The organism is Paenochrobactrum glaciei (genome assembly GCF_039522165.1).
Lineage (GTDB): Bacteria > Pseudomonadota > Alphaproteobacteria > Rhizobiales > Rhizobiaceae > Paenochrobactrum > Paenochrobactrum glaciei.
On record NZ_BAAADE010000003.1, the window covers coordinates 276,066 to 292,829 of the forward strand.

Consider the following 16,764-nt stretch of genomic DNA (forward strand, 5'->3'; position numbering starts at 1 on the left):
CGACCGGTATTTACCGGTTATCGATCAATGAGATTATGATAACGGAGCGTGAGGCTCCGAGGGTGAATTTTATGAAAAACCTATCCCGACGCGGCTTTCTAGCCGGTGGCGCTGCTATGCTTGCAGCCACACAATTGCCTTTAAGTGCTTTTGCGCAAAACAATAATGTTTTGAAACTTTCTGCCAGCAGCCGTACACTTGATATTAATGGACGTGCTGCAACCGTTTATGGGCTGCAAGGGCCATCTGGCCAAGGGCTTATTCTTGAGCCTGAGCAACATTTCCGTGTCGATCTGACCAATCATCTTGATGTGGAAACGCTTATTCACTGGCATGGTCAAATCCCGCCCAATGAGCAGGATGGTGTGCCGGACATGCCAATGCCGATGCTTAAACCGGGGGAAATGCGTAGCTATGATTTTGCCCCACAACCTGGCACGCACTGGATGCACAGCCATGTGCCGATGCAGGAAATGCAGCTTTTAGCTGCTCCGCTGATTGTTCGCCGCAAAGAAGATGTTACAGCAGACCGACAGGAGGTTGTGATGTTCCTCCATGATCTGTCCTTCAAAACGCCGCAGGAAGTGATGGCGGAAATTCATGCTGGCCATGGCGGGGGCGGTGGTCATGGTTCTATGGCACCTATGCAAGGTATGAACCATGGCAGTGCCGGTATGGGCAATATGGGGCACATGATGGACATGAATATGGAGATGGATCTCAATGATTATAATTGGGATGCCTATCTGGCCAATGATCGTACATTGCATGACCCTGAAATTGTGCAGGTTGAAAAAGGCGGGCGCGTGCGTCTGCGCGTTATCAATGCGTCTTCAGCCACGACATTTTGGATTGATACCGGTTCGGTAACGGGGCGCCTTGTCGCCACTGATGGGCATGACATTCAGCCTGTGGCCGGTAAACGCTTTGGCCTTTCCATGGGGCAACGCCTTGATATTGAATTGGATTTACCTTCTGAAACTAGTGCATGGCCGATTTTGGCACTACGTGAAGGGGCGCGTGAGCAAACCGGTATTATTCTGGCCAATGCCGGAGCAGAGATTGCAAAAATTGCACCGGATGCTTCTGAGGAGGCACCTGCCTTTGATATTGATCTTTCACAGGAGATGCAATTATCAGCCATTAATGGTGTCGGGCAAAGACAAGCGCAGACAACGCATATGGTTATGCTCGGCGGCTCGATGGATCCTTATGTCTGGACAATTGATAATGCTGTTTGGGGCAAGCATAAGCCGCTTCATGCAAAACATGGCGAACGGGTTGAGTTGATGTTCCACAATATGTCGATGATGGGGCATCCGATGCACCTGCATGGGCATACATTCCAAGTGGTTGGCATCAATGCGCGTCGTCTTAATGGTGCCAGACGCGACACGGTTTATGTGCCGCCAATGTCGATGGTTACAGTTGCGCTGGATGCAGGAGAGGCAGCTAGCTGGATGCTGCACTGCCATCACATGCCACATCTGGAAACCGGCATGATGACCGAGTTTATTGTGGATGCTTAAGGTGTGATTATTTCAAGGCCGGAACTCTCTCCGGCCTTGAAGCTTTTGTTTTAAATCTGCTCGAATTGCCAACCTTGATCGGTTGCAACTAGTCGGTCTGTCAAACCGATATTATCCATGAACCTGTCATCATGAGATACCACAACAAGAGCGCCTTGATAGCTTCTCAGCATTGCTTCCAAGGCATTGAGCGATGGTAAATCAAGATGGTTGCTTGGCTCATCCAGCATCAGAAATTGTGCGGGAGGATCCGCATAAAGCACGCAAGCGAGAGCAGCTTTCAAGCGTTCTCCACCACTGAGTGTTCCGCTGGCAACGGTGATCTTCGTTACATCCAGCCCTAATTGCGCCAAACGCATACGCAGATCACCTTCCGGCATGACAGGGTTTGCCAAACGTATCTGCTCAAGCACCGTTCGCTCCGGATCGAGATTGGATAGTTGCTGATCGAGATAGACACCTTCAGTCAATATTTTGCATGTTCCGCTCAAAGGCTGTAGCTGGCCGCTTAATATTTTAAGCAAAGTGGATTTACCGCAGCCATTTGGCCCTGTCAGACCTAAACGTTGCTGGCCGTTTAAGATCATACTGACAAAACGTGTTGCACCACTGACAAAAGGAAGTTCGACATTGTCCAACTCGGCAATGCGTTTGTGCGAAACATTGCTGACAGGCAATTGATGCAAAGCAATTTCGGTATTTTCTTCTAATTGTTGCTCTGCTTCGAAAACGCGTTGTGACAGCAATTCACGTGCCGCACTTTGTTGCTGTTGCAGTTTTCCAGCTGATCCCTCACTGCGATTTTTTTGACGGCCAAGCAAAATTTTTGCCTGATTGGCTTGTTTGGCTGTGCGGTTGCCGCTCGCCTGCCGTTTTTCCAGTTTTTCACGTTGGTCACGTAAATTTTGTTCTTCACGACGACGTTCGGCTTTTAAATGATCCAGTTGTTTGAGTGCGCTATCGCGTTCCTGTTGTTTGCTTTCTTCATAGAAAGAATAATTGCCGCCATAGCTGCGCAAGCCCAGTGATGAAAGTTCAACTATGCGTTCCATCGCATCCAGCAATTGCCGGTCGTGACTGATAACCAAAAATCCGCGTGGCCAGCGTTTTAACTGCTCAATCAATGCGATGCGATTTGGCCGGTCAAGGTGGTTGGTGGGTTCATCAAGGATGAGAAAATCAGTGTTCGACAATAAAGCACCGATCAATGTCACACGCATGGCTTCGCCACCGCTTAAACGGCTGGCTGGCGTCATTGCATCAAGATGGCCAAGGCCGTTGCGCTCCAGTTCGGTTTGCAATTGCTGCTCAATGTCCCAGCGATCACCCACGGCATCAAAATCAGCAATTTCTGTGCTGCCAGCTTCGATACGTTTGAGCGCATCCAGAGTGGCTTGCATACCCGCCAGTCCGGCAAGTGTTGCATTATCTGGCTGAGCGATTTGCTGCGCCAGATAATGTACCGTACCAGATCGCTGACAATGGCCGGTTGTTGGCTGTAACGCGCCGCTTAAAATTCGGGCGAGCACAGTTTTTCCGGCACCATTGCGCCCGACCAGACCTGTCGGCCGGTTGTCAAACTGCTCGTTGAGATCATGAAAAAGTGTTGTGCCATCAGGCAACACATAAGAAACGCCTTCAAGCGTCAGATAATGATGTGTCATCTGGTATCCTAAGAGATAATTTTGAAAATGAAATCAGCCCAAGCAAAAGCCTTCCGCATGGCAGAAAGAGTGCAACCGGTGCTGAATTTTGTGATGTTTCAGGAGAGCTCTCTGAAAGAAACACGTCTAGTGTTCGATAATTTCCATTTTTCAAAATCCTCATAGCGTAATCATGACGAGGGTCTGACGGTTTGGGCGCGGATTATACGCTTTAGGTGAAAGCAGATGATGGAGAAAGCGTGAAATCAGAGAATTAAACCGCAGACATGAAGAAAATCACGAATTAACAAGCCGCATAGGCGGTTGATTTTAACTCATGATATCTACGGTTTTTACAGCATTAATCTATCCGACTTTGTTTCGCTTGAACGCATCTTTAAACGATGCTTCGTCTAATATAGTGTTTTTTATTTCCAAATCAAAGGTAAAATATGATCACGGGTTAGAGGTGCGAGTTCAAGTTCTAAGGCGCTGTCGGCCAAAACCCAGCGCGCATCTTCGATTTCGGCCTGCACTTGAATGGCGCTATCCGTGTTAATCTGAAAGATTTCAGCCGTAACCGTTGCACCGGTTTCATTGGCAGCGGGAGCTGAAAAACAACCAAGATAAACAGGCTCTTCCGGCTTGATCTCAAGCCCTAATTCTTCTTTCAACTCACGGCAAAGGGCAGTTAGCGGAGTTTCGCCAGCGTCTATTTTACCACCCGGTTGCATAAAAGCGGTGGTGCCGCGCTTGCGCACTAAAAGCGTTGCTCCATCAGCACGCATTAATGCTGCGGCTGCGATTTTAATTTCTGTCATCTGTTCGTCTCGTTTTATCCGTGCGCGGAACTTACATTGGCAATAACCGACATGCCAGGCATTAATTTGTCGCTCAATGGCTGATCGTCGTCGATCATGATACGCACCGGAATGCGCTGCGCCACTTTGGTGAAGTTACCGGTCGCATTGTCTGCACGAATGACTGAGAACTCAGAGCCCGTTGCTGGTGCAAAGCGTTTAATCGTGCCGGAAAATTCTTGGTTTTCGAGTGCATCGACAGTGAAAGTAACGCGCTGGCCGGTTTGCATTTTGCTCAGCTGCGTTTCTTTGAAATTGGCAATAACCCATAAATGCTCGGTCACAACTGAGCCGATTTGAGTGCCGATAGAAACATATTGGCCGACACGTCCTGTAACTTCACCAAGTTTACCATCCGCAGGCGCAATAATTCGCGTATTGGCAAGATCGATCTCGGCAAGTTCCACGGCTGCTTTTGCACTCTCCACATTGGCTTCCAATGAACGGCGGCTCACAATGGTTGAGTTAAGCTCTTGTTCGGCAATCAAAATACCTGCTTCAGCCTGATGTACGGCTGCTTGTGCCTGATCAAAAGTAGCGAGATTTTTTTCTGCATCGCTTTGGGTGGCGATGTGGCGGTCAAGCAAAGATTGTGTGCGGTTATGGGCAGTTTGTGCCGAAGCAAGCGCTGCTTTTGCACTCTCTAACGCTGCTTTTGCCGAGACAATTTTGGCTTCAGCGGATTTGCGGCTTTGCTCGGACATGGCAAACGAGGCTTCTGATGCTTTCAGTGCAGCTTTCGCCTGTTCGGCTTTTTGAATATAGATCCGGTCGTCAATTTTGGCGATCAAATCACCTTTATGGATTTTTTGGTAATCCTGCACCGGTACATCCACCAGATAACCTGCCAGTTGCGGGCTTAATAGTGTGATCTGGCCACGGACATAGGCATCATTGGTGGTTTCTGAACCGCCATGAAAAGGCGGTAAATTCCATGCATAAAGCACAATGAAAATACCGGCCAAACCGATGGCTAAGGCAATATAAGTAGCAATAAAACGAAATATCTTTGACATGGAATAAGCTTCTTTGGGTTTGGCTTTATATTCAGGCTGGGGCGGTTTCAGCTATATTTTGCGGGAAAAATTTATGCCTGTTACGCCATGCAACATGGATGCAAAGACAAGCCAATGCGCCAAGCGACAGATAGGCGGTAAACAGAAATGAGTCATTATAAGCCAGCGTATAGGCTTGTTGCTGCACTTGTTTTGCAAGCAGCGACGCACCTTGCAATGATTGCTGGCTTGGGTCGGTAAGCAGTTTGCCATAGCTGCCGCTTAATTGTTTCAGGCGGGTTGCGACCAATGGGTCGGTTGATGACAGCTGCGAAACCAGCCGGAAAGAATGAAACTGTTCGCGCCATTGCACGAATGTGCCGTAAAGCGCACTGCCGAAATAACTGCCGACTTTTTGTGCCGCCAGAAACACGACGATGAAGGACAGAATATAGCTTGGGCCGCGTTTCATAGCGGCAGCCATGCCGATCATCAAAGCAGGGGGCAGGAAAATGCCACCAGCAAAACTGACAATAAACTGGCTCAGATACATCTGCTCCGGACGGGTCAGAGATGTTGAAAGGCTGTCCATATAGCTGCCAAGTGCCATCAGCATGAAAGCAATGGCATGGATGGTGGATTCACGCCCCGGCCGCATGAATTTGATGCAAACAAGGGCGGCTGCAACAGCGCCGGCAATGATCGAGAGATAAACGCCGGTCAGCTGTTCATTTTGCATGCCATTAATGCGTAAGAAATTGATTGCGCCACTCGTCTGCTCAGACAAAATCAGGCGTGAAACCATCAATGTGCCGGTGAAATGGATAATTTCCTTCGAGGCAAGCCAGCGAATGTCAACCAGATGATTGGTGCGGTTCAGCTCGATCATGGCAAAAATAGCGCCTGACGCGATGCCTATAATGATCAACCAAGCAATCCAGTCCACTTCCGTCCACCAATAAAGACGGCCGACAGTGAAGGCGACAGCAAAGCAACCCATGGAGATGGCCAGAAAAATATAGCTGACAATATCAAGAAAGCTGATGACCTTGGCGCGCGGCGGTGAAGCCAGAGGCAACATATAGACAAGGCCGAGACAGATCATGGCGAAGCCAAGCTCGACCAGATAGATAGAATATTGCTGGCCGATATCGAGAAGATAAGGCGAGATGAGCCCTGTGAGCGGCATCGGAACGACCAAAGCGGTGAGCGCTGTGCAAAGGCCGATGGTCATCTTTTTTGCAGGCGGCAGACATTCCAGGGTATAGAGAAAACCAAGTGAGGTCATCGGCGCTGCGGCAAGCCCTGCCACAAAGCGCAAAGCAAGCGCACTCTCATAAGATTCAACCCAGAAATGCGCAAGACAAACAAGAGCATAGACGACAATTGCCACTTCGGCAAAATTACGCAAACCATATTGGGCGCGAATTTTGAACAACATCAATGTGAGGCTGGCATTGGGAAAAAGATAAGCCGCTTGCAGCCATGTGGCTTCGGTTTGAGTAAGCCCCATCGGTCCGGCAATTTGTTGCAGGTTGATGGTGATGAAGCTCATGCCGAAGCCTTGTGTCAGTGCAAGCAAAACACCGGCAAGCATATAAAACAGCGTGATATGCGTTGGCTTTGGCACAAATGGCGGCGGTGAAGCGGGCGCAGGTTCTGGTGACGGAGCTGGCTCCGAAGGCGCAGCCATATCCGTCACATCAGATTGTTCAGCAATGGGCTGTTCACTCTGTTTTGTAAGCGCTTCCTCTGCTTTGGCTGTTGCTTCAAGCGGAGGCATCGTTTTTTTCCATATCATCAATATTTGCTGAGATGCGGTCGAAAACCTCAATACATGCCATCAGCTCTTCAGCTTTGATGTTTTGAAACATTTGCTTGCGCATGGTTTCGCCGATGGAACGGACAAGTTCAGCCTGCTCAACACCATGCGGCGTTAAAACCAGTAATTTGGCACGGCGATCATTCGGATCAGGATGGCGCTCAATCACCCCGTTTTCTTCCAAACGGTCAAGCAGCCGCACCATGGTTGCCTGTTCCAGCTCCAGCTCAAAAGCCAGCTCGCTTTGCTTCATATAGGGTTTTCTGATCAAGCGCAGCAAAGTGCGCGCGCGCGGATAGGTCAGCCCGTGTTCGGTGACTTTCTTATTAAAAATGGTGCGAATTTTGCGGCTCACTTTGGTGAGCTCTTCGAGAAACTCGGAACTGATCACGGGAATATCCATTGGGGGCTATATATTAGTGTGCTAAGTAATTATGAGAAATAAATAACATGCGGTTTTGCGAGTTTCAATGTGGGAACAACAGAAAAAAACGTGAAAAAGTGGAAACCTCTTTCACGCTTTTGTGTTCAGATAAATAAAATAGACTTTGAATATCAGCTGGTTCAGCGTGATCTAGGTATTTTGATCAGGTCTGATAGCAGGCAGGAAAAAGGACTTTTAGCGGCTATAGCCCATTTGTTGTGAAAGTTCAGCCGCTGCTTTTTGCATAGTGCACCCTAGTTTTTCTACCGTTTCTGCTGTCGCTTCGCTCTTCATCAGGCTGATGGCGATACCGGCATTGGCCTGTCCGGTATGGTCACGGATCGCAGCACCAATGCAAATCATACCCTCACGGATTTGACCATCATCAATGGAATAACCGCGCTTGCGAGTATCGGCCAGTTCTTGTTGCAACAGGCTGATTGTTTTGACGCTTTTGGCGCTTAATGCTGGCGGCAGGCCATGACTGAACATGTCGCTTAAAACATCATCCGGCAGTTCGGATAAAAGCATTTTTCCGGTTGCAGTATAGGGGGCGGGCAAGCGCATGCCGATACGGAAAGAGTGTCCGAGCGGCTGATCAGAATTCCGGCAACCGATATAAACCACCTCATCATGATCGCGGATGGTTAAAGTGACGGTATAGGGGGCGAGTTCGAGATCTGCGGCAAAATAATTTCGAAAGATCGAGACAATATCCATCTGACCTAAAAAACTGTTTGCCCAGCGCATCGGATGGGCGCCGGTGGTAAAACGGCCATCATCATTTTTAACCAGCAGATTAAGCTCGGTCATAACGCTTAAAAGCCCGTGGACGGTGCTTTTTGGCAGGCTTGCCTGACGGGTGATGTCGGCTGCATTCAAGGTGCCGCCAGCACCGGAAACCATGTCGAGAATGGCAACTGCACGCCTCAGAGCGGGCACGGAATCTGTCTGCTTTGGTGCGGTGGTTGCCATTGTGGGTGCAGATCCGGCGCTTGACACGTTCTTTTACTCCTGCCAGTTTAGTTCAGGTAATTGATTCAGGTTCAACTAATTGAACTTTTACAGCCGGAGGAGAGAATGGTCAACCTAAAAAATCCGGATCTGCTGCGCGACCGTTGTTTTATTGATGGTCAGTGGTTAGCAGGCACGAAAAAACCGATTGATGTTACAAATCCTGCCAACGGCAAGCTTGTGGGCAAAGTGCCGTCCATGCAGGCGAAGGACGTTGAAACTGCAATTGTCGCCGCTGAAAAAGCGTTTGCTTCATGGCGCGCAATGGCTGCAAAAGACAGAACTGCAATTTTGCGCCGCTGGTTTGATTTGATGGTTGCCAATGCCGATGATCTGGCTGCAATCATGACAGCAGAACAAGGCAAGCCACTGCCGGAAGCAAAAGGCGAAGTGATTTATGCAGCTTCTTTTGTTGAGTGGTTTGCTGAGGAAGCCAAGCGCATTTATGGCGATACAATTCCTGCACCAACGACCGATAAACGCATTATTGTTTTAAAACAGTCTATTGGTGTTTGTGCAGCTATTACACCGTGGAATTTTCCTGCGGCGATGATTACGCGTAAAGCCGCGCCTGCCTTAGCTGCGGGTTGCACCATGATTGTTAAACCAGCCGAGCAGACCCCGCTAACCGCTTTGGCGCTGGGTGTGTTGGCCGAGCAGGCTGGTATTCCGGCCGGGGTTATACAGTTTATCACCGGTGATGCACGGGAAATCGGCGGTGTGTTGACAGCCAGCGACGCGGTGAGAAAACTTTCCTTTACCGGTTCCACTGAAGTTGGGCGCATTTTGATGGCGCAATCAGCTCCTACGATTAAAAAACTGTCGCTTGAGCTTGGTGGCAATGCACCGTTTATCGTTTTTGATGATGCGGATATTGATGCAGCCGTTGAAGGGGCTATTGCCTCGAAATATCGCAATGCCGGACAAACCTGTGTTTGTTCCAACCGCCTTTATGTGCAGGCGGGTATTTACGACGCATTCGCCAAAAAGCTGGCTGAAAAAGTAGCGGCTTTGCCTGTAGGTGAGGGCACTAAAACTGGCGTTCTGATCGGCCCGCTGATTGATGATGATGCCATTGCCAAGGTGGAAAGCCACATTGAAAATGCCGTTGCTAAAGGGGCTCAAGTGCTGGCGGGCGGTAAGCGTCATGCGCTTGGCGGCACCTTCTTTGAGCCGACTGTGTTGACTGGCGCTACACAGGCCATGGCAGTTGCGCGTGAAGAAACTTTTGGACCCGTGGCACCTCTTTTCCGTTTTGAAAGCGAAGAGGAAGTGATCGCGATGGCCAATGATACCGAGTTTGGCCTTGCGGCTTATTTCTATACCGAAAATGTCAGCCGGATGTGGCGCGTCATGGAAGCGCTCGAATACGGCATGGTTGGCCATAATACCGGTTTGATCTCCAATGAGGTGGCGCCGTTTGGCGGGGTGAAACAATCCGGCCTTGGTCGTGAAGGCTCGCATTACGGCATCGATGAATATCTCGAAATTAAATATTTTTGTTCGGCAGTCGCTTGAGCGGCCGGCAATGACGGAGGAATAAAATGACAATTAATCCATTTGAGTTCCGCACAGTTCCGGCGATGGAAGTAAACTGGGGCGCTGCCAAGCGCTTGGGCGAGGTTGTCGCTGCCCGCTTTACCAAGCGTAATGCCGTGCTGGTGACAGATGCAGGTTTGGTGAAAGCCGGTTTGATTGCGCCGATTGCCAAAAACCTTGAAGCATCCGGTTTTAATCTAGTGATTTTTGACAAGGTTGTGGCAGATCCGCCGGAGCATGTTCTTTATGAATGTGTGAACCAGGCGAAAGAGGCCAATGCCGATATTGTAATCGGTCTGGGTGGCGGCTCATCGCTGGATATCGCCAAGCTTGTGGCCGTGCTTTTGGCATCCGATCAGCCATTGGCGGATATGTACGGTATTGGCAAAGTGGAAGGTGACCGTCTGCCTTTGATTTTGGTGCCGACAACAGCCGGAACCGGTTCGGAAGTGACGAATATTTCTATTATCACCACCGGCGAAACCACCAAAATGGGTGTTGTTTCACCACAGCTTTATGCTGATTATGTGTTGCTGGATGCTGAACTGACTGTTGGTTTGCCGCAATTGCACACGGCCGCAACCGGCATTGATGCTATGGTGCATGCGATTGAAGCCTATACCGGCAAACACAAGAAAAACCCGATGTCAGATGCTTTGGCACGGGAAGCCCTGCGTTTGCTTGGTGCCAATCTGATTACGGCTTGTAAAGAGCCGAGCAACCGCGCCGCACGCGAAGCCATGCTGCTGGGCGCAACACTTGCAGGGCAGGCTTTTTCCAATTCACCTGTCGCAGCCGTTCATGCCTTGGCCTATCCGCTTGGCGGGCATTATCACGTGCCGCACGGTCTTTCCAATGCGCTGATGCTGGGGCCTGTTTTGCGCTACAACGCAAAAGCTGCGGCACCGCTTTATGCGGAACTTGCCGATGTGCTGGGCGTCAAGGGTGAAGGCGATGCGGTTGCACGCTCGCAAGCCTTTGTCGAACATATGCAAAAGCTGATGGATGAAAGCGGTGCGCCGCGCCGCCTGCGTGATGTTGGCGTCACCGATAACAGCCTTGCCATGCTGGCAAGCGATGCAATGAAACAAACGCGTTTGCTCATCAATAATCCTGTTGAGGTTAATGAAGAGGATGCCTTGGCTCTCTATAGGGAAGCTTTTTGAGCGGATTTTAAAGTTAACTGAACGTCTTGTTACGGAGGACATATCATGACGGATATCAGACTTTATATGCTTCAGTCCGGCACGCTGAAATGCAAAGTGCATAATATTAAAATGAACGAAGGCAATGGCGCGGATTATGAAATTCCGGTGCCTTTCTATCTGATTACCCATCCCGATGGTCATACTATCATTGATGGTGGCAATGCTGTGGAAGTGGCAACCGATCCGCGCGGTCATTGGGGCGGTATTTGCGATGTTTACTGGCCGGTGCTTGATCCGAAAATGGGTTGTGTCGATCAGGTTAAAGCGCTGGGCATTGATCCGGCCGATGTGAAATATTGCCTGCAATCCCATCTGCATCTTGATCATACCGGTGCCGTTGGTCGTTTCCCGAATGCCACCCATATCGTGCAGCGTGCGGAATATGAATATGCTTTCACGCCGGATTGGTATGCCAAGGGCGGCTATATTCGCAAAGACTTCGACCGTGAAGGTTTGAAATGGGAATTCCTCAACGGCGTTCATGATGACTTTTATGATGTCTATGGTGATGGCACATTGACCACCATTTTCACACCGGGTCATGCGCCGGGGCACCAGTCTTTCCTCGTGCGTCTGCCAAACAGCAAGCCGATTATTCTGGCGGTTGATGCGGCTTATACGACGGATCATTGGGAAGAGCGCTCGCTGCCGGGCTTCTTATCCTCAACAGTGGATTCCGTTCGCTCGGTGCAAAAATTGCGCACAGTTGCAGAAAAAACCGGTGCAATGGTTGTGACCGGTCATGATCCGGATGCGTGGGGCTCATTCAAAAAAGCACCTGATTTCTACGCGTAATTTGAACGTCTGATCAGTATAAAAGGAGAGGTGAAAACCTCTCCTTTTTTGTTATTTATTTTAGGAAATTCTTATATTTGGTAATATTAACAACAGGATAGATGAATTGAACTAAAGTTGTAAAATTGATTGACCGACCGATCGGTTATGATTACAAATTTAAGAACGCTAAGGAGGATTAGCGCATAGTGTGAACATTGCAGGAGGATTTAATGTTCCAGAAACGCGCTTCGGCGCTTGTCGTTCTATTGTTGTCGACAACAGCAGTGACGCTGACAAATGCTCCGTCATTTGCTGCCACGGAAGTGGAAATTATCCGTGACAACTGGGGCGTGCCTCATGTTTATGCTGATACAGCCTATGGCGTTTATGCCGGCTTTGGTTATTCGGTCGCAACCGACAGACTTTTCCAGATGGAAATGTCAAAACACACTTCATTAGGCACGGTTTCTGAAGTTTTAGGTTCTGAAAAACTGGGCTATGATATTGGCACCCGTGCTGATTTTGATCATGCTGACATCAAAGCGCAAATCGAAGCTTTGCCGAGCGAGCAGCGCGATATTTTGCGCGGTTATGCTGCTGGTTATAACAAGCGCGTAGCTGAGGTTTTAGCAGATCGCGAACATCTTTTGCCAAAAGAGTTTTCTGATCTGGGCATCGAGCCGACTGTTTGGAGCGATTTTGATGTCGCGATGATCTATGTCGTGACCATGGCCGGACGTTTCTCGCATTACTCATTGGAACTCGATAATGCGAAAGTTTTGGCAAAGCTTGAAAAAGAACACGGTAAGGAAAAAGCTAAAATCCTTTTTGACCAGATGTACTGGCTTGAAGACCCGCTAGCACCAACAACAATGCCGAAAGAGCAAGAGCCACAGAAAAAAGCAGACTTAAACAATTTGCTGGATGGCACGCGTTTTAGTGCTTTGCTTGATAAGACTGTGCCGGGTGGTGATGAAGCCCGCCCGCGTGCATCCAATCTTTGGATTTTGGGGCCGAATAAAACCACTGATGGCTCAACCATTTTGATGAATGGCCCGCAATTTGGTAATTTCAATCCGTCTTATGTCTACTCAATCGGCTTGCATGGCGGTGGTTTTGATCTGACCGGCTCAACACCATTTGCGGTGCCTAATATTTTGTTTGGTACCAATGGCGAAATCGCTTGGGGGGCTACAGCTGGTCCTTTAGACGTCAATGACTATTACCAGCTGAAACTTAACCCTGAAAATCCGAAGCAATATTGGAAGAACGGCGCATGGCAGGATATGCATGTGCGCTCTGAAAGCTTCAAGGTTAAAGGTCAGGCTGACGTTCAAACCGATGTCTATGAAAGCGATTACGGCGTTGTCAGTCAGATTGATCTGAAAAACAATACGGCTTATGCCTTTAATCGCAGCTGGAAGGGTAAGGAAATCCAAACCCTGATGGCTTGGACAAATTCTACCAAAGCACAAAATCATGATGAGTGGTTGAAGCAGGCGCAGGATGTCGCGACAACCATCAATTGGTATTATAGCGATAAAAACGGCAATATCGGTTATGTTTCGCCGGGTTATCTGCCAGTACGACAGAAAAACCATGATGAGCGCGTACCGGCTTTAGGCGACGGAACAATGGACTGGATGGGTATCCGCCCGTTTGCCGATGTGCCAAAAACCTATAATCCGGCTCAAGGCTGGATTGCGAATTGGAACAACCGCTCTGCGGCTGGTTCGGTTGCTAATTTTGAAGCAACACCATGGGGTGCAGCTGATCGCGTTGATGAAATCATGGCGCTGATCACGCAAAAAGACAAGCTTACACCGGAAGATGTCTGGGATATTAATGAAAAGATTGCATTCCTTGATATCAATGCCCGTGCGCTTTTGCCTTTCCTGCTCAAAGCTGGCGAAAAACTGCCAGCCGATGATGCGCGCTTGCCAGCAATCAACATCCTGAAAAACTGGGATTCCCAGATGATCAGAGATGAAAAAGGCCGTGCTAATTCTCCGGCAGTGGCTATTTTCCAAGGCTGGGTTAAGGTCATGGTGCAGGATGTTCTGACGGCGAAGAAAGCCGGCATTGATCCGACAACGGCTGTTAATCGCATTTCCCGTGCAACGCAGGTTCTTCGCAATGCCTTGCTGGGCGATGAAGCCGGCATCAAACAAGAGTTTGATTTCTTTGAAGGCGCAGACAAAAATGAGGTCATGTTGACAGCATTGACCAAAACGCTTGCAGCTTTGTCAAAGGAATATGGCAGTGATCAGCCTGAAGCATGGTTGATGCCGCTTGATCAGCATGTGTTTCAGACCAAAAATTACCGTGGCATTTTGCAAACAACTGAAAATAACAAAATTGAAGTTGGTACCAATATGAACCGCGGTACACAAAGCGATCTCATCACCTTTAAAGATGGCGGTGTGAGTGTATGCATGGTGACCCCTCCGGGACAAAGCGGTTTTATCGATCCGGCAGGGCAAAAATCCAAACATTATGATGATCAGGTGAAGCTCTATGATGATTTTGAATGTCGTCCGCAAGCTTTCACCCGCGCAGATGTTGAAAAGTCGGGTGTGGAAAGGATCAAGCTGACGGTCGAGTAAAATCTGCACAAAATTATAATACGGCCCTGTCTTCAGGGCCGTATTTTTTATGCTGGCAAGATCGGTGTTTTCAGGCGGCATAGAGCCAATAAAATATTCGGCTTTTGTTATCTGCAAGATTAAGTATATGGTGCAGATAGTTTCAGCTTTTTATAAGCGACATCTAATAAAAGTAGTGAGCGAACAATGACTTATGACCCTTCTAAAGATGGTGCGCAGATGGATTTTCGCCAGCGCATGTCCTATGGCGATTATTTGCAGATCGACCAGATCCTATCTGCTCAGCATCCGCTCTCTGTCGCTCATGATGAGATGTTGTTTATCATCCAGCATCAAACTTCCGAACTCTGGATGAAACTGGCGCTTTATGAGGTTAATGGTGCACGCCAGATGATCGCGCAGGATCGTACCAGTGAAGCTTTGAAAATGTTGAGCCGCGTGGCGCGTATTTTTGAGCAGCTTAATTCTGCTTGGGATGTGCTGCGCACAATGACACCATCGGAATATACGCAGTTTCGTGACGATCTGGGGCAGAGTTCCGGCTTTCAGTCATGGCAATATCGCCTGATTGAATATGCCGTTGGCAACCGTAATCTGGCGATGTTGAAGCCACATGAACACCGTCCTGATCTGCTTGAGTTGCTGGAAGCTGAATTAGCACGGCCTTCGCTTTATGATGAGGTTTTGCGCCGCCTTTCCCGTATCGGCTTGAAAGTGCCGGAAGCGGTTTTGCAGCGCGATTTAAGACAAGCCTGGCAGTTTGATGAAGACGTTTTGAAAGTGTGGGCCGAAGTCTATCGTGATCCGTCGAAATATTGGGAAGCCTATGAAGTGGCTGAAAAACTGGTGGATTTTGAAGATTATTTCCGCCGATGGCGTTTCAACCATGTCACGACGGTTGAACGTGTTATTGGTTTCAAACGCGGAACTGGCGGCACGGCAGGCATCACTTATTTGCGCCGCATGCTAGAGGTGGAATTATTCCCTGAACTTTGGCGCGTCAGAACCGAGCTTTAAAAGCGCTGGAAATTAGTTTTTTAGAACGGACAAGACCATGCAGCGCGATTGGAATGAAGAATTTGCAAATTCGGCCTATATTCCGGGTTCTGAAATTCTGCCTCAACTTTGGGCGAAAAACGCAGCAGATTATCGCGCTTCAACGCCCGTTCAGCTTGATATTGCTTACGCTGATGCGCCGCGCACCCTTTTGGATTTGGTTTTTCCTGAAGGGACAAGCAAAGGTCTTGTTGTTTTTGTGCATGGCGGTTTTTGGACAGAATGCTCCAAATCCGATTGGACAGATTTGGCCGAAGGCGTCCGTTTAAATGGCTGGACTGTTGCCGTGCCGGGTTACACACTTGCTCCGGATGCTAAAATTTCGGACATTGTCAGTGAGATTGCCGCTGCCATTACAAAGGTAGCATCATTGGTTACTGGGCCAATTAAGCTGGTCGGACACTCAGCCGGCGGACATCTTGTAACACGGATGATCTGTCAGGATAGTTTGCTAGATAAAGCCATTTTAGATCGTATTCAGAATGTTTTATCTATCAGTGGCGTGCATGATCTGCGTTTGTTGCAAAAGACCAGATTGAATGAAAAATTACAGCTGGATGATCTGGAAGCAGAGCGCCAAAGTCCGGTATTGCTGCGGCCTTTACCTTCTATTCCGGTGACCTGCTGGGTGGGGGCTAATGAGCGGCCGGAATTTTTACGCCAATCACGTCTGCTGGCGATGATTTGGGATGGTATGGCGCCGGTCAAACTGGTTGAGGAACCGGAGCACAATCATTATTCCATCTTGGAAAGCTTAAAAAAGCCAGCCTCAGCACTGGTGGCTGAATTGCTGGCTTATTAATAGTCTGGCCAAAGCTCTTAAGTTTCTTAAAGTTTTTCAGCCTGTGTTTTATAATTCGGCAATGAAAAAATCATGTCGAATATATAGGTGAACACAAAGGTATAGATCAGGAAGAACAGCAATAGCACGGCTTCCATCTCGAAAGCCTTCCAAAAACCAACCGAATACCAAGCCATGTAAATCGGAATGATAATAACAAACAGGCCGAATTCGAAACCAAGTGCATGGCCAATACGAGTTATGAGTGTGCGGCCTTCGCTCTGTCGCATGGCTTCCATCTTCTCAAAGAGAAAATTGTAAGTGTAATTCCATGCAACGGCGATCAGCGAAATTGCAGTGGCAATTGGCAGTGAACCTTGCACATCACTTCCGCTCAACAACATGAGTAATGCAGTAGATGCGGCAATGGCAATAATTTCAAAAATAGCAACATAAAGAATGCGCCGTTTGACCGGCGATAGGACGAACATAGTCGGCTCCTGAGCTAGA

Annotated in this window: 14 protein-coding genes; 7 read left to right on the forward strand and 7 right to left on the reverse strand. The window is 48.7% G+C overall.

The genetic code is table 11. The annotated features are described in order from the left end of the window. Window positions 1–71: 71 nt before the first annotated feature. On the forward strand, window positions 72–1,529 hold the full coding sequence (locus ABDZ76_RS10835) for a multicopper oxidase family protein (protein ID WP_343805290.1): 1,458 nt from the start codon (window positions 72–74) through the stop codon (window positions 1,527–1,529). Between the two features lie 50 nt (window positions 1,530–1,579). Here the strand turns inward: ABDZ76_RS10835 and ABDZ76_RS10840 are convergent, their stop codons facing one another. The 6 genes from ABDZ76_RS10840 to ABDZ76_RS10865 form a co-directional block, all read right to left on the reverse strand. After that, window positions 1,580–3,193, reverse strand: a complete 1,614-nt coding sequence (locus tag ABDZ76_RS10840; RefSeq protein WP_343805292.1) for an ABC-F family ATP-binding cassette domain-containing protein — start codon at window positions 3,191–3,193, stop codon at window positions 1,580–1,582. A 407-nt stretch (window positions 3,194–3,600) separates the two neighbouring features. Continuing rightward, window positions 3,601–3,993, reverse strand: coding sequence for an NUDIX hydrolase (locus ABDZ76_RS10845; protein WP_343805294.1), 393 nt, complete (start codon window positions 3,991–3,993; stop codon window positions 3,601–3,603). Window positions 3,994–4,007: 14 nt separating this feature from the next. Further along, window positions 4,008–5,048: an HlyD family secretion protein gene (locus tag ABDZ76_RS10850; RefSeq protein WP_343805296.1), complete on the reverse strand. Its 1,041-nt coding sequence runs from the start codon at window positions 5,046–5,048 to the stop codon at window positions 4,008–4,010. Between the two features lie 31 nt (window positions 5,049–5,079). Beyond that, window positions 5,080–6,810 carry an MFS transporter gene (locus ABDZ76_RS10855; RefSeq protein WP_343805298.1) on the reverse strand — a complete coding sequence of 577 codons (1,731 nt, stop codon included), beginning with the start codon at window positions 6,808–6,810 and terminating at the stop codon, window positions 5,080–5,082. Beyond that, window positions 6,797–7,240 (reverse strand): MarR family winged helix-turn-helix transcriptional regulator, encoded by a 444-nt coding sequence (locus tag ABDZ76_RS10860; RefSeq protein WP_343805299.1) that lies wholly within the window; start codon window positions 7,238–7,240, stop codon window positions 6,797–6,799. Before ABDZ76_RS10860 ends, ABDZ76_RS10855 begins: the two co-directional genes overlap by 14 nt. Before the next feature lie 228 nt (window positions 7,241–7,468). Further along, window positions 7,469–8,275 (reverse strand): IclR family transcriptional regulator, encoded by an 807-nt coding sequence (locus ABDZ76_RS10865; protein WP_343805301.1) that lies wholly within the window; start codon window positions 8,273–8,275, stop codon window positions 7,469–7,471. Window positions 8,276–8,353: 78 nt separating this feature from the next. Here ABDZ76_RS10865 and ABDZ76_RS10870 point away from each other — a divergent pair, with 78 nt between their 5' ends. From ABDZ76_RS10870 to ABDZ76_RS10895, 6 genes are all read left to right on the forward strand, one after another. Then, a complete protein-coding gene (locus ABDZ76_RS10870) occupies window positions 8,354–9,805 on the forward strand; it encodes an NAD-dependent succinate-semialdehyde dehydrogenase (RefSeq protein WP_343805303.1) in 1,452 nt (483 codons plus the stop codon). 26 nt (window positions 9,806–9,831) lie between these two features. Continuing rightward, the gene (locus tag ABDZ76_RS10875; RefSeq protein ID WP_343805305.1) at window positions 9,832–10,992 is read left to right on the forward strand and encodes an iron-containing alcohol dehydrogenase; all 1,161 of its coding nucleotides are present in this window, start codon (window positions 9,832–9,834) and stop codon (window positions 10,990–10,992) included. 45 nt (window positions 10,993–11,037) lie between these two features. Continuing rightward, a complete protein-coding gene (attM, locus tag ABDZ76_RS10880; protein WP_343805307.1) occupies window positions 11,038–11,829 on the forward strand; it encodes an AttM family quorum-quenching N-acyl homoserine lactonase in 792 nt (263 codons plus the stop codon). Between the two features lie 212 nt (window positions 11,830–12,041). Beyond that, on the forward strand, window positions 12,042–14,417 hold the full coding sequence (locus ABDZ76_RS10885) for a penicillin acylase family protein (protein ID WP_343805310.1): 2,376 nt from the start codon (window positions 12,042–12,044) through the stop codon (window positions 14,415–14,417). A 186-nt stretch (window positions 14,418–14,603) separates the two neighbouring features. Then, window positions 14,604–15,434 (forward strand): tryptophan 2,3-dioxygenase, encoded by an 831-nt coding sequence (gene kynA / locus ABDZ76_RS10890; RefSeq protein WP_343805312.1) that lies wholly within the window; start codon window positions 14,604–14,606, stop codon window positions 15,432–15,434. A 37-nt stretch (window positions 15,435–15,471) separates the two neighbouring features. Further along, on the forward strand, window positions 15,472–16,275 hold the full coding sequence (locus ABDZ76_RS10895; RefSeq protein ID WP_343805314.1) for an alpha/beta hydrolase: 804 nt from the start codon (window positions 15,472–15,474) through the stop codon (window positions 16,273–16,275). Window positions 16,276–16,301: 26 nt separating this feature from the next. On the opposite strand, the gene ABDZ76_RS10900 is transcribed toward ABDZ76_RS10895, so the two are convergent. Next, window positions 16,302–16,745, reverse strand: coding sequence for a PACE efflux transporter (locus ABDZ76_RS10900; protein ID WP_343805316.1), 444 nt, complete (start codon window positions 16,743–16,745; stop codon window positions 16,302–16,304). Window positions 16,746–16,764 lie beyond the last annotated feature (19 nt).